Annotated in this window: 13 protein-coding genes; 8 read left to right on the top strand and 5 right to left on the bottom strand. The window is 70.8% G+C overall.

The features are described from left to right. Nucleotides 1–48 precede the first annotated feature (48 nt). Nucleotides 49–1,404 (bottom strand): hypothetical protein, encoded by a 1,356-nt coding sequence (locus tag V5O40_RS08890; protein WP_332905028.1) that lies wholly within the window; start codon nt 1,402–1,404, stop codon nt 49–51. Between the two features lie 83 nt (nt 1,405–1,487). Between V5O40_RS08890 and murD the strand changes: the two genes are divergently transcribed. The 3 genes from murD (at nt 1,488) to V5O40_RS08875 (ending at nt 4,709) form a co-directional block, all read left to right on the top strand. Then, entirely contained in the window at nt 1,488–2,837 is a 1,350-nt protein-coding gene (gene murD / locus V5O40_RS08885; RefSeq protein WP_332905027.1) for a UDP-N-acetylmuramoyl-L-alanine--D-glutamate ligase, read from the top strand. 170 nt (nt 2,838–3,007) lie between these two features. Beyond that, on the top strand, nt 3,008–3,871 hold the full coding sequence (locus V5O40_RS08880) for a hypothetical protein (protein WP_332905026.1): 864 nt from the start codon (nt 3,008–3,010) through the stop codon (nt 3,869–3,871). A gap of 7 nt (nt 3,872–3,878) precedes the next feature. Then, on the top strand, nt 3,879–4,709 hold the full coding sequence (locus tag V5O40_RS08875; protein ID WP_332905025.1) for a hypothetical protein: 831 nt from the start codon (nt 3,879–3,881) through the stop codon (nt 4,707–4,709). Here the strand turns inward: V5O40_RS08875 and V5O40_RS08870 are convergent. Further along, on the bottom strand, nt 4,681–6,045 hold the full coding sequence (locus V5O40_RS08870) for an acyltransferase family protein (protein WP_332905024.1): 1,365 nt from the start codon (nt 6,043–6,045) through the stop codon (nt 4,681–4,683). The two genes, V5O40_RS08875 and V5O40_RS08870, sit on opposite strands and share 29 nt — an antisense overlap. 251 nt (nt 6,046–6,296) lie before the next feature. Between V5O40_RS08870 and V5O40_RS08865 the strand changes: the two genes are divergently transcribed. Genes V5O40_RS08865 through V5O40_RS08845 form a run of 5 tightly spaced genes read left to right on the top strand, consistent with a single transcriptional unit; the run spans nt 6,297 to nt 11,412 of the window. Beyond that, nucleotides 6,297–7,295 (top strand): MurR/RpiR family transcriptional regulator, encoded by a 999-nt coding sequence (locus V5O40_RS08865; protein ID WP_332905023.1) that lies wholly within the window; start codon nt 6,297–6,299, stop codon nt 7,293–7,295. Next, nucleotides 7,292–8,041: an SIS domain-containing protein gene (locus tag V5O40_RS08860; RefSeq protein ID WP_269742440.1), complete on the top strand. Its 750-nt coding sequence runs from the start codon at nt 7,292–7,294 to the stop codon at nt 8,039–8,041. Before V5O40_RS08865 ends, V5O40_RS08860 begins: the two co-directional genes overlap by 4 nt. 26 nt (nt 8,042–8,067) lie before the next feature. Then, the gene (ngcE, locus tag V5O40_RS08855) at nt 8,068–9,471 is read left to right on the top strand and encodes an N-acetylglucosamine/diacetylchitobiose ABC transporter substrate-binding protein (protein ID WP_332905022.1); all 1,404 of its coding nucleotides are present in this window, start codon (nt 8,068–8,070) and stop codon (nt 9,469–9,471) included. Between the two features lie 23 nt (nt 9,472–9,494). Next, nucleotides 9,495–10,436 (top strand): carbohydrate ABC transporter permease, encoded by a 942-nt coding sequence (locus V5O40_RS08850; RefSeq protein WP_093407322.1) that lies wholly within the window; start codon nt 9,495–9,497, stop codon nt 10,434–10,436. A gap of 13 nt (nt 10,437–10,449) precedes the next feature. Beyond that, nucleotides 10,450–11,412, top strand: a complete 963-nt coding sequence (locus tag V5O40_RS08845; protein ID WP_332905081.1) for a carbohydrate ABC transporter permease — start codon at nt 10,450–10,452, stop codon at nt 11,410–11,412. Nucleotides 11,413–11,490: 78 nt separating this feature from the next. Here the strand turns inward: V5O40_RS08845 and V5O40_RS08840 are convergent, their stop codons facing one another. From V5O40_RS08840 to V5O40_RS08830, 3 genes are read right to left on the bottom strand one after another with little or no spacing between them, the layout of a single operon-like run. After that, nucleotides 11,491–11,991, bottom strand: coding sequence for a polyketide cyclase (locus V5O40_RS08840; protein WP_332905080.1), 501 nt, complete (start codon nt 11,989–11,991; stop codon nt 11,491–11,493). Then, on the bottom strand, nt 11,981–12,736 hold the full coding sequence (locus V5O40_RS08835; RefSeq protein ID WP_332905021.1) for a class I SAM-dependent methyltransferase: 756 nt from the start codon (nt 12,734–12,736) through the stop codon (nt 11,981–11,983). Before V5O40_RS08835 ends, V5O40_RS08840 begins: the two co-directional genes overlap by 11 nt. Further along, nucleotides 12,733–13,281, bottom strand: a complete 549-nt coding sequence (locus V5O40_RS08830) for a TetR/AcrR family transcriptional regulator (RefSeq protein ID WP_332905020.1) — start codon at nt 13,279–13,281, stop codon at nt 12,733–12,735. Before V5O40_RS08830 ends, V5O40_RS08835 begins: the two co-directional genes overlap by 4 nt. Nucleotides 13,282–13,404: the final 123 nt, after the last annotated feature.

Below are 13,404 nucleotides of genomic sequence, written 5' to 3'. Positions count from 1 at the left end.
AACTTCTTGATCAACGCGGCGGCGCGGTAGGGGTGGGGGTGGGGGGTGTTAGGGGGTGAGGGTTTGGAGGGTTTTCTGGTAGGTGGGGGGGATGTGGTGGTCGGCGGCGGCGGGAGTGAAGGTGTCGGAGGTGGCGGCCGTCGTCCAGGCGCTGTCGGGGACGGCGGCGACCAGGGCGGTCACCACCGGTGTGTCGCGCCAGTCGGGCTGCTGGGCGAGCAGGCTCAACGCGACCACCGACTCCTCCACCTCGCCGACGCACTCGAACGGCTTGTGCCCGTCGATGCCGAGCAGCTCGCGGTAACCGGGAAGCTGCGCGGAGTCGGCGAGCAGGTCGCCGCCGAAGATGCGGGTGATCCGCTCGCGGGGCATGAACGGAGCCAGGGCCAGGAAGACGAAGCGGCACTTGGGGCAGTCGCGGCACCACCGCTCACTGGCGTCGCGGAGCTTGAACGCGGCGTTGCAGCTGGTGACCACGTCGTCGTAGCGGTCGATGCCGGCGAACAGCCGGGCGATGTGCAGCTCGGACAGCGGGCGCAGCAGCGAGAAGTACGGCTCGGCCAACCCGGCGTGCTCCGCGAGGGCCGCCCGCAGCAGCCCCTCGGCCTCGACGCCCTTGGACCACTGGTGGTTGATCTCGTGACCGTTCCAGATCAGGTTCGGGTCCGACGCCGAGCGCTCGTTGGACATCACCACCGGGCCCAGGCCGTGCAGCACCGCCGTGGCGACCGCGATCAGCGAGTTGATCGCGGTGACCGGGATGTGGCCGTTGCGGGCCCCGGCCGCGTTCAGCTCGAACAGCACCGGGTCGATGCGCCGCCGGGCCGCGAGGGCGGGCAGCCCCGACGCCGCGTTCACCGCGTTGATCACGTGGTTCGGGTTGACCGAGAAGGGCACCGGGTCGAGGCCGGCGCGACGCAGCGCCTCCAGGCTGACGATCGAGTCCTTGCCGCCGCCGACCGCCGACAGCGGACGCCGGTCGGAGTTGTCGTACTCGGCTGCCGGCTTGACCCGTCCGTCGGGCACGCGCGGGGTCAGCTCCAGCACGTGCGGCAGTTGGTTGCGGTACGCGTACTCGGCGAGGCCCTTGGTGTAGACGGCCGTGACGAACTCGACGGCGGCCGGGCCGAGCGGTGCCGGCAGCACCAGCTGCCCCGGCGCGGCCGTCTTGTAGTAGCTGACCCCGGCCACCACGTGCAGCAGCTCCAGTACCCGGCCCAGCGCCGCCACGGCGGCGTCCGACGGGGACTCCGCCGGCACCGGCAACGTGACCACCTCGGTGAACCGTTGCTCGCCGTCGGGTCCGGTCAGGGCGTAGTCGAGCAACACCTCGCCGGTGGCCAGGTCGATCGAGTAGGACGGGAAGGTGAACGCGTCCATCCGCGCCAGCTGCGTGTTGAGCACACGCCATACTAGGCCCTGGTTCGTCCGGTCGTGCCCGGCTCGGCCGGACCGCGCCCTACCGCCGTCGTACCCGAGGAGAGCCTGTGCGCCTGTCTGACCTGCGCGGACGTAAAGTCGCCGTCTGGGGGGCCGGCCGAGAGGGGCGGGCCGCGGTGACCGCCATCGCCGCCCACGGCCCCGCCGACCTCGTCGCGGTCGACGACAGCGCGAACTTCCTCACCCTGCCCTGGGACGGCCCGCTGGCGGAGGCCGCCCCGCTGGTCACCGGTGACGAGGGCTTCGCCCGGCTGGCCGCCGCCGACGTGGTGGTCCGCTCGCCGGGCGTGCCGCAGACGCACCCCTGGCTGATGGAGCTGCGCCGCCAGGGCGCGACGGTCACCCAGGGCACCTCGCTGTGGATGGCCGACCACGGCGACCGCACCATCGGGGTGACCGGCAGCAAGGGCAAGAGCACCACGTCCAGCCTGATCAGCCACCTGTTGACCGCGGTCGACCGGCCGAACGTCTTCGGCGGCAACATCGGCGTACCCACGCTGGACCTGCCGGAGGCGGAGCTGTACGTGCTGGAGCTGTCCAGCTACCAGTGCAGCGACCTGACCGACTCGCCCCGGGTGGCGGTGGTCACCGCCCTGTTCCCCGAGCATCTCGACGCGCACGGCGGAGAACGGGAGTACTACCGGGACAAGCTCAACCTGCTGGCGTACGGGCCACGCACCGTGGTGGTCAACGGCGCGGACCCCCGGCTGGCGTTCGAGTTGGGCGACCGCGCGGCGGTACGCGCCGGCACCGCCGACTCGGTGAACGTCGCCACCGGCCCGGACGGTACCCCCTGGTTCCACCGGGTCGACCAGCCACTCTTCCCCCGGGCGGTGCTGCCCCTCGTCGGTCGGCACAACGAGGGCAACCTCTGTGTGGCCCTGGCCGTGCTCGACGCGTTGGGCATCGACCTGGTCGACCGCAAGGACGCCCTGGCCGTGGCGGTCGCCGAGTTCCAGGGACTGGCCCACCGGCTGACCGAGATCGCCGACCCGTCCGGCCTGACCTTCGTCGACGACACCCTCGCCACCAGCCCGTACGCGGCCATCCACGCCATCGACGCCTACGACGGGCGGCCGTTGACCGTGATCGTCGGCGGCAACGACCGGGGGGTCGACTACACGCCCCTGCGCGAGCACCTGGCCGAGCGGGAACTGACCGTGATCGGCATCCCGGACAGTGGCCCGCGGATCATCGGGGCGCTCGACGGGCTGCCCAAGGTACGCACCGAACTGGTCGACGAACTCGCCGAGGCGGTCCAACTGGCCCGGCAGGTGACCCCGGCCGGCGGGGTGGTGCTGCTCTCGCCCGCCGCTCCCAGCTACGGCCGCTTCCGCAACTTCGAACACCGCTCCGAGGTCTTCGCCGAAGCCATCCGCACCACCGCCCCCGCCTAACACCCCTCCCTCCCTCCCTCCCTCCCTCCCTCCCTCCCTTGTTGATCATGAGGTTAGCGGCACTGTCGATCTCCCCAGCTGCCGCTAACCTCATGATCAACCTTGCTGAGGTGCGGGCGGCGGGGGATGTGGTTGGGGGGTTTTACGCTGACGGGAGTCGGTTCCCGGAGGTGGTTGTGGTTCAGCTGCTGCGCCGTCCGCGTACCGGACCCCGTGCGCACGCGGTCGGCGTCGCGCGGCTGATGGCGCACACCGACCCGGTCGCGCTGGTCGGTGTCGCCCTGTCGATCTCGCTCTCCGTGACGCTCGACCTGACCGGTGCCGCCACCGGCGTGGAGTCGTTGCTGGCCGGTCTGATGGGTATCACCATCTCGTTGCTCGTGGACTCCATCGCCCGGGCCGAGCGTCGGTTCCACCTGCGGTCGCTGCTGGCCGGACCGCACTGGCTGGTGCGGGCGGTGCCGGAAGTCGCCACCGCCGCCACCGAGGCGGTCGACCGGCATCCGGGCACCCGGGTCGCCGAGGAGACCCAGCGCCGGTTCGAGCGGTTCCAGGCCGACCTCGCGCAGCTCCGGCAGGGACGCATCATCCGACCGGGTACGGACTACCAGGACATGCTGGGTGCCACCCGGGACTGCGTACGGCGGTTGGAGGCGCTGACCAACGTGTTGCCTCGACTGGCCTGGTGGAGCGGTGACATCGGCCGGCGGTACTGGTCGGAGAATCTCGCCGCACTGGCCCGGGGAGTGGAGATCACCCGGATCTTCACCTACGCCGAGTTCTCCGACGAGTTGGCGGACCTGGTGGCGACGCAGCGTCGGGCGGGTGTCCGGGTGGGTCTGCTGTCGACCGGCGCGGTCCCGGCCGACCTGCACGTCAACCTGATCCGCTGGGACGGCACCGCGTGCTGGACGGCCGGCATGAGCGCGCACGGCGAGATCAACGAGAACCGGTTCTCGGTCAACGCCGCCGACCTCGCCTGGACCGACGAGACGTTCCAGGCGTGCCTCAGCCGGGCCTCCTTCGATACCTGACGCACGGATGACCGCCGAGGGCGTACTGCTGGTGACCGCGGTGGTCTGGGCGGTGACCCTGATCCGTCCGGTCCGGTGGCGGGCCCTCGTGGCCGCGTTGCCCCTGCCCATGACCGCCGCGCTGCTGGCCACCGGTCTTCCCGTCGACGGCGCGCAACTCGTCGGGGTGGTCGGGCTCAACCTGTTCTTCGGCGTCGTGGCACTGACCCATCACCGTTTCCGGTGGCCGATCCTGCTGGCCGACCTGGCGGGTGTCGCCGGCTACCTCGCGGTCGCGGCGGCGCTGCGTCCGATCACGCTGCCGTTCGGGCCGACACTGGCCGCCACGGTCGCCTGCTGGCTGCTCACCATGCTGGTGCTGCACCGCCTTCCGGGGCCTGGGCAGCCGGCCGATCCGGGCGATCCGGCCGATCCGGCTGGTCCGGGCGATCCGGCCGATCCGGCTGGTCCGGGCGATCCGGCCGATCCGGCCGATCCGGCTGGTCCGGCGCGGTTGCCGGTGGTGGCCCGGCTGCTGCTGGTCCTCGCCGGTGCGGTGCTGACCGGGCTGCTCGGCCAGGTGCTGCGGGGGCTGGTGGTGACCTTCCCGTACGCGGGGGTGCTGGTGGCGGTCGAGGTGCGGCGGGATCTGCCGGCCTTCTGCCGGCACTTCGCCCGCAACAGCCTGGCGCTGATCGGGTTCCTGGTCGGGGTCCACCTGGGCCAGGACGTCTCGACCGTGGTGGCGCTGGTCGCCGGCTGGGCCGGGTTCGCGCTGGTCGCGGTGGCGCTGCACCTTCCCGCCCGGCGCCACGGCAGCCGCCACCCGGTCAATCTCGGCTGCCCCAACCGGACCTGAGCAGGCGCAGTGTGCCCGCGCCGGCCAGGTAGGCCACCAGCGCCGCCACCGGCCACCCGAGCGGCTCCGGCGCGGTCTTGGCCGCCACGCCGTTGGCCGCCAGGGCGTACCCGACGGCGGCGAATCCGGCGACGGTGAGCGCGGCGCGGGCACCCGCCCACCTGGCCGGCGCCCGCAGGTGCCGGGGACGACCGGTGGACGCCTCGATCGGACCGAAGATGGCGACCAGGACGGCCAGCACCACCGTCAGCATCAACACCCACGGCAGCCGCCAGGCCAGCCAGCTCGCCGTGCCGGCCGGCGGGGTGGGCAGCAGGCCGAGGCCGTGCAGCGCGCCGACAAGCAGTACGGCCGCGCTCAGGTGCCAGAGGAAGACCGTCAGCACGACCGAGTTGACCGCGATCACCGCCTGCCACGGGCGGACGCGGTGCAGCCACCGTTCCGCCCGCTGCCGGAGCAGCAGGATCAGCCCGAGTTGGGCGGTGGCGACCGCGAGCAGCGCCACGCTGGGTGGGGCGGCGTTGGCCAACCGCTGACCGGGCAGGTTGATCATGCTGATCGGGTACGGGCCAGGGCCGGTGAGCAGGACCGCCACGGCGAGACCGCCGAGCAGCATGACGATCGCGGCGCGGCGCGACATCGGCAGGCACCGGGTGCGTGGGCCGCCCGGGCGGCAGTGTCCCTGCCGGGCGTCGTACCAGGCGAAGCCGAGCTGGTGGACGGCGAGCCAGCCGAGCAGGTAGCTGGGCAGGGCCAGGTTCGCCGGTCCGAGGGCCCGGCCGGCGTCACCGACGGCGACCAGCAGCACCAGCGCCAGCGGCACCAGCAGCCCGAGGCGGCGGTGCAGCGCGTACATGACCGGGGTCAGCGGCACCACGGCCAGGTAGGCGGCGAGAAACCACAGCGGGATGGTGGCGAACCAGACGACCGGGCGAACCTCGTCCGGCTGGGCGCCGCCGAGCCGGGCCACCAGCGCACCACCGGCGAGCACCAGGACCAGGGCGCTGGTCGGGCGCAGCAGGCGGGCGCTGCGGCCGAGCAGCCATCCGATCGCGTCGCCGCCGCGGCACCGGTGGGCGGCCAGCGAGGCGGCGTTGGCGTACCCGCCGACCAGGAAGAACACGGGCATGACCTGGACCGCCCAGGTCAGCGGATACGCCCAGGGGATCGTGGTCAGGGCCGAGTGCCCGTCGGGTCGGCCGCTCTCGTCGTACTCGACCGCGGCTATCGCCCAGTGGCCGAGCACCACCAGGAGGATGGCCACAGCCCGGAGCAGGTCGAGGTAGCGCTCCCGGTCCGGCGGCGTACGGGCGGCGAGGCGGGCCACGCGGCGCATCCTTCGAGCGTAGGCCAGTCCCGGCGGCGGTCGGGGTGGTTGCGGCGCCGGCCCGGGCACACCCGCGTCGGCTCCTGGTCCGGCTCGCGTTCATGCTGGTCACGGCATCGATGCCGGGCAGCGGCCGGGCCCGGTGGCGGGCTGTGCGCCAGGTAACAGTTTGAAAACTTCGCCCATGGTCTTGACACGGAGGGGCCTTCAGTAAGAACTTTTACCACTAACAGTTAACAGTCTTTTCCGAAAGGCATCCCATGGTTGATCACGAGTCGGACACCTCCGCGGGCACCGCGGTGGCCGACGCCGACGAGATCGATCGACGGGGTGCCCTCGGCGTCGTCGCCGACGGGATCGACCGGCGCGCCGCCCTCGTCACCTCCGACGGGACACTGGCTCGGGTCCGTACCGGTGCCGCCGAACTGACCGGAGCGCTGCGCCGGGTCGCCGAGCACGTGCTCAGCGACCCGGAGGCCGCGGCCCGGGCCACCATCGTCGAACTGGCCGAACGCAGCGGCACGTCGCCGGCCACGGTCACCCGGTTCTGCCGGGCGATGGGCTTCGACGGCTACGCCGACCTGCGGCTGGGCATCGCCGCCGAGACCGGCCGGGCCCGCTCGGCCGGCTGGACCGTCGACATCGGCCGCGAGATCCAGCCCGGTGACCCGCTGGAGCGGGTGCTGGAGCAGATCATGGCCGCCGACACCCGCGCCATGCACGACACCGCCGCGCTGCTCGACCTGAACGAGGTGGAGCGGGCCGCCGTCGCCATCGCCGGGGCCGAGCGGGTGAACATCTTCGGCGCCAGCGGCAGCGCGCTCGTCGGCGAGGAGATGCAGTTCAGCCTGCACCGCATCGGCGTGGCCGCGTGGGCCTGGAACGACGTGCACTCCGGGCTGGCCGCCGCCGCGTTGCTGCGCCCCGGTGACGTCGCGCTGGGCATCTCGCACAGCGGACAGACCCGCGAGGCCATCGAGATGCTCGCCGAGGGTGGCAGCCGGGGCGCGACCACCATCGCGCTCACCGGGTTCCGCCGGTCGCCGCTGGCCGAACTGGCCGACATCGTGCTGCTCACCGCCAGCCAGGCCACCACGTTCCGGCCGGACGCGCTGTCGGCCCGGCACCCCCAGCTGGTCGTGCTCGACCTGCTCTACATCGCCGTCGCCCAACGTACTCACGACCGCGCCCACGCGGCCTTCCGGCGTACCGCCCAGGCCGTCGACGGGCACAAGGCCGCGCGGGAGGCCACCGCATGATCAGCGCCCAGGGGTACGCCGACGCGGTCCGGCCGGTTCTCGACCGGCTGATCGAGCGGGGGTCCGAGACGGTGGGCCGGGCCGCCGACCTGATCGCCACCAGCCTGCGCGCCGGTGGGGTGCTGCAGGCGTTCGGCGCCGGGCACTCGGAGGTCTTCGCCGCCGAACTGGTCGCCCGGGCCGGTGGGCTGGTACCCACCAACCGGATCTCCCTGCACGACCTGGTGCTGCACGGCGACGCCGCGCGCCAGGTGCTCGCCGACCCCAAACTGGAGCGCGACCCCGCCGTCGCGCATCAGCTCTACGCGATCGCCGCACCCCAGCCGCAGGACGTGTTCGTGGTGGCGTCCCAGTCCGGCATCAACGGTTCGGTGGTCGAACTGGCACTGCTGGCCACCGGGCGCGGTCACCCGCTGATCGCGGTCACCTCGGTCGAGCACACCGGACGGGTGTCCCCGCGGCACCCCTCCGGCCGCCGGCTCGTCGATCTCGCCGACGTCGTGCTGGACAACGGCGCGCCGTACGGCGACGCACTGCTGCCGCTCGAGGGCGGCGGCGCGGTCTGTGCGGTCTCCTCGGTCACCTCGGCGCTGCTGGCGCAGCTGCTGACCGCGGAGGTCGTACGACGGTTCCACCAGGCCGGAGAGGTACCCCCTATCTACCTCTCCGCCAACGTCCCCGGTGGGGACGAGCACAACCTCGCCCTCGAGTCGCGGTACGCCGGGCGTCTCCGGCGTACCGCCTGACCCGACATCACAAGGAGAGTCACACGATGTCCGTTACCCCCGATCTCGACCGCCGGACCCTGCTGCGCCGCGCGGCGGCCGCGGGCCTCCTGGTGACCCCGGCCGCCGGTCTGCTCAGCGCCTGCGCCGGCAGCACGCCGAGCCAGAACGACGACAGCGCCGGGGAGAAGAGCAACGACAACCCCTTCGGTGTGCAGGACGGCAGCGCCGTCAAGGTGGTCATCTTCAACGGTGGGTTGGGTGACGCCTGGGCCAAGGAGGACCAGGCGATCTTCAACGCCAAGTACCCGAACGTCACCGTCAACATGAGCTCCACCCAGAAGATCAAGACCGAAGAGCAGCCGAAGATGGCGACGCAGCCCAGCGACGTCGTCATGAACTCCGGCGCCGACATGATGGACATCAGCACCCTGGTCAACGAGGGCGCCATCGAGCCGCTGGACGACCTGCTCGCCGCGCCCGCCTGGGACAGCGAGGGCACCGTGGCCGACACGCTGCTGCCGGGCACCGTCGGCGACGGCACCTACCAGGGCAAGTTCTTCGTGGTGAACGTGGCCTACACGGTCTGGGGCAACTGGTACAACTCGGTGCTGTTCGACAAGGAGGGCTGGACCCCGCCGAAGACCTTCGAGGAGTTCTTCGCGCTCGCTCCGAAGATCAAGGCCAAGGGCATGGCCCCGTACGTGTACGACGCCGTGCACGGCTACTACCCGCGCTGGGCGCTGATGGCGACGGTCTGGAAGTCCGCCGGTAAGCAGGCCGTCATCGACATCGACAACCTCAAGGAGAACGCCTGGCGGGCCGAGGGCGTCCTGCCGGCGCTCGAGGCGTGGGAGAAGCTGGTCAAGGACAAGCTGCTGCTGCCGGGCAAGCTCGACCACACCCAGTCGCAGCAGGCGTGGCTCGACGGCAAGGCCGCGTTCATCCAGGTCGGCACCTGGCTGAAGAACGAGATGGCGGCGACCATCCCGCCGGGCTTCGAGATGAAGATCTCCGACTACTGGGGCCTGGGCGCCACCGACAAGGCGCCCAACGACGTCTACGCCGGTGCCGGCGAGGGCATCGTCGTCCCGGCCAAGGCGCCGAACAAGGCCGCCGCGAAGGAGTTCCTGCGCGCGGTGCTCTCCAAGGCCGGTTCGGCGAAGTTCGCCGAGCTGACCAAGTCGCTGGCCTCCACCAAGGGCTCCGGCGACAACGTCCAGGACGCCGCCCTGGCCAGCGCCAACGAGCTGATGAAGAACGCCAGCTCGGACCTGATCTCGATCAAGCTCTGGAACTTCTACGCCGACCTGGACAAGGAGAGCCAGAACCTGTCCGCCGAGTTGATGGCCGGCCGGCTGACCGCCGCGCAGTTCGTCGACAAGATGCAGGCCGCCGCCGACAAGGTCGCCAAGGACTCGTCGATCACCAAGCAGACCCGCGACGCCTGATCCGAACGGAAAGAGTGAGTCCCATGCGGCACGGTGTTGCGCGTTTCGTCACGGGTTTCCTGGCCCTGCCGGTCGGGCTGTACCTCTTCTACGTGGTGTGGCCCTTCCTGCAGGCCGCCGGGTACTCGCTGACCGACTGGGGAGGTTACTCCGACAGGCAGCAGTTCGTCGGGCTGGACAACTACCTCCGGCTCTTCTCCGACGAGCTGATCAGGAAGGCGTTCTGGCACAACGTGTTCTTCCTGATCACCGTGCCGCTGTTCACCATCGCGCTGGCCCTGTTCCTCGCGTTCCTGCTGAACGTGGGCGGACGCGAGGACAAGGCCGGCATCCGGGGAGTCTTCGGCTCCGGGCTCTACAAGGTGATCTTCTTCTTCCCGCAGGTGCTGTCCCTGGTCGTCATCGCGGTGATGTGGCAGCAGATCTACCGCGCCGACGGCCAGGGCCTCATCAACGGCATGTTGATGAAGATCGGGCTGGTCAGCGAGGACGACCCGATCACCTTCATGTACGACCCCGAGCCCTTCCTCGGCGTACCGGCGGTGCTGTGGTGGCTGCTGCTGATCGCGGTCTGGAGCGGCGCCGGCTTCTACATGGTGCTCTTCTCCGCGGCCATGCAGTCCATCCCGAAGGACGTCTACGAGGCGGCCATCCTCGACGGTGCCGGCCGGTTCCACACCTTCTTCCGGATCACCCTGCCGCTGCTGCGGGACACCGTCTCGGTGGCCTGGGTCTACCTGGGCTTCATCGCCCTGGACATGTACGCCCTGGTGTTCGTCATGACGCCCAGCCAGGGCGGCCCGAACCACGCCAGTGAGATCTTCGCGTCGGTGCTGAACTTCACCGCCTTCCAGAAGGGCCAGTTCGGCTACGCCTGCGCGATGGGCGTGGCACTGGCGATCTTCACGATCCTGCTGGCCGCTCTCCAGCTGAGGATCACCCGTCGTGAGCGGATCGAGTACTGAGGAGACCTGGACGATGAGCACGGTGACCCACACCCCGGGTGGCCTGGCCGGCCCCGACCAGACTCCACCACCGGCCCGTACGCCGGCACCGCGCGCCGCCGTCGGCGGCGGCCGGGCCGGGGCCCGGTTCTTCAACGGCTTCTCGCACCTGTTCCTCGCCGTCTGGGCGATCATGGTGGTCTACCCGCTGTTGTGGGTGGTGATGTCGGCGCTCAAGACCGACTCGGAGGTCATCCGCAAGCCGCTGTCGTTGATCCCCGAGCGGTTGCAGTGGGACAACTTCGCCCGGGCCTGGACCGAGGGGCACATCGGGTCGTTCTTCCTCAACACCGTCCTGGTGCTGACCGGCAGCGTCTTCCTCACCATGCTGCTCGGCTCGATGGCCGCCTACGTGCTCGCCCGCTACGAGTTCCGGGGCAACCGGCTGATCTACTACATGTTCCTGTCCGGGCTGACGCTGCCGATCTACCTGGCCGCGGTGCCGCTGTTCAAGGGCGTCTACAACACCGGCGTGGTGCTGCCGTTCCTCGGGCCGAACAGCCACTTCATGCTGATCCTGGTCTACGTGGCCTGGTCGCTGTCGTTCACCGTCTTCTTCATGCACTCGTTCTTCCGTACCCTGCCGAACGCGATCGCCGAGGCGGGCATGGTCGACGGTGCCTCGCACAGCCGGTTGTTCTTCAGCGTGATGCTGCCGATGGCCAAGCCGGGCCTGATCAGCATCGGCATCTTCAACGTCCTCGGCCAGTGGAACCAGTGGTACCTGCCGACCCTGCTCATGCAGTCGGTGGCCGGGGAGCCGAAGAACCAGGTCATCTCCCAGGGCCTGATCGAGCTGTCGGTCAACCAGGGCTACCGTTCCGACTGGTCCGGCCTGTTCGCCGGGGTCACCATGGCGATGCTGCCGGTGCTCATCGTCTACATCGTCTTCCAGCGCCAGGTGCAGTCCGGCCTCACCGCCGGCGTCAGCAAGTAGCCCGGCGCGCCAGCGGCTCCGGGACCGGGACCGGGCTCGACCCTCACATCGGGCCCGGTCCCGAAAAGCCGTCCCGGCTCACTCGGGACCATGTTCGGCGAGGTGTTTGAAGGTACGGAGCTGCCGGCGGGCCATCACCAGATCCCCGACGGACAACCCGACGGCGAGCAGCCGGTTCGTCCGCATCACCACCTTGAGCAGCAACCGCGTCGCGTCGTGCTGCTCCGGCACCAGGACGTAGGACAGGACGGCACCCATGACCGTCCCGGTCAGCTGCTTCCCGGGTTCCACCGAGAGGATCCGGCCCCGCCTGCGCCCGCCCGCGGTGGTGAACGCCTCGCCCACCCGAGGCTCCGGGAGACCGACCAGTTGCCGGGGTGAGCGGCGGCGGAGGTTGTCGATCCAGTCGTAGGAGTACGGTGCCAGCCGTACCTGCGCGACCCACGGCCACACCGCTGCGGCAGGGGCGTCGACCCGTACCCCCCGCCACAGCCGCAGGGTTGGTGAGTCGACGAAGTCGTCACACGGATAGGCACGCCGAACCTCGGTCTCGGTCACTCCCCACCGGTCAGCGAGCATCGACACGGCCCAGCACCAGGGTGGTACGCAGGTTGAGCGTCACGGCGCCACCGAACTCGTCGACCAGTCGGCCGAGCGCGGCCAGCCCGCGTTGCTGCTGCTCCGGCGACCGGGTCAGGAACGGTCCGAAGGTCCGTACCAGGTCGAGGTAGCGTTCCTTGGCCAGCGGCAGTTCGTGACCGAAGACCTCCTTGCGGACGTCGAGAAACTGCCCGTGGTCGACGACGTCCTGATGGAACCAGTCCGCCGGCCTTTCCCGTGCGGTCGGGTCGATCGCGTGCAGCGCGGCCCGGACCGCCGCTCGTTGACCGGGGTCGGCGTAGTCGTAGCGATGCCCGAAGATGGCCAAGGTGCCGCCGGGCGCGAGGGCCTGCCGAGCGCGCGTGTTGCGGGTGGCCGGGTCCAGCCAGTGCCAGGCCATGGCGCAGGCCAGCACGTCGACCCCGCCGGCGGGCGGTGCCCACTGTTCGAAGGTGTCGCCGTGGATGCGAACGTGCGGATGCCGGGTGGCCAACAGCGCGGCCATTCGTGGGTCGGGTTCGAGGCAGGTCAGGGGTGCGCCGACGCGGGCGAGCACGTCGGTCCCTTTGCCGGTGCCGGCACCGATCTCGACAACCGACGCCGGTGTGCCGCCGTGGTAGGTGACGAGCCGGTCGGCGATCTCGGGCGGATAGCCCGGCCGGACGCTCTGGTACAGCTCGGCTGTCGACCCGAAGACGTCCACCACCGTCCTCCTTCCGGTCATGACGCCGCCTCCGCCTCGCGTAGCGAGTCGATCGCGGCCTGGCTGCCCTCGCTCAGGTCCATGCCCAACGCCTGGAGCATCACCACCAACGAGCCGAGCGCGAGGGTGCCCCGCAGCTCCTGCGGCCCGGCGCCGGACAGCCGCCCGGCGTGCCCCAGAGTCCGGCCGATCACGGCCCGGCAGTGTGCCGCGACCACGTCGTCGGAGCGGGCCACAGCGCAGGCCTGCAACCACAGGCCGGTCATCACGCCGTCCGCGATGAGCGTCCGGAAGCCGGCGCGCATCGCCGGCAACGGGTCGGCCGGGTGCGTGCCGGCCTCCTGCTGGAGCACCTGCCCGATCCGGGTCTCCAACTCGTCCAGACAGGCCAGGAACAGGTTGCGCTTACTGCCGAAGAGCCGGAAGACGTACGGCTGTGACACGCCCATCCGGTCGGCCACCCGCTGGATCGACGCCGTGGTCAGCCCGTGGTCGGCGAAGACCCGCATGCCGATGTCGATCGCGTCCGCACGCCGTCGTCGGGCCGTGCTCCGTTGTTCCGCCACGACCGGAGCCTGACACTAGTAACCACTTACAAACAAGACCGGACCCGTCCGCTCTCGGGTCCGTGGGTCAGCTCACGGCGCACGTGGCCGGCCACGGGCGCCCGAGGCTCGTCACTACGCTGC

This window comes from Micromonospora palythoicola (assembly GCF_036689795.1).
Taxonomy (GTDB): domain Bacteria; phylum Actinomycetota; class Actinomycetes; order Mycobacteriales; family Micromonosporaceae; genus Micromonospora; species Micromonospora palythoicola.
The sequence above is the reverse complement of the archived record's forward strand: the minus strand, read 5'-3'. Positions and strand labels throughout refer to the sequence as shown.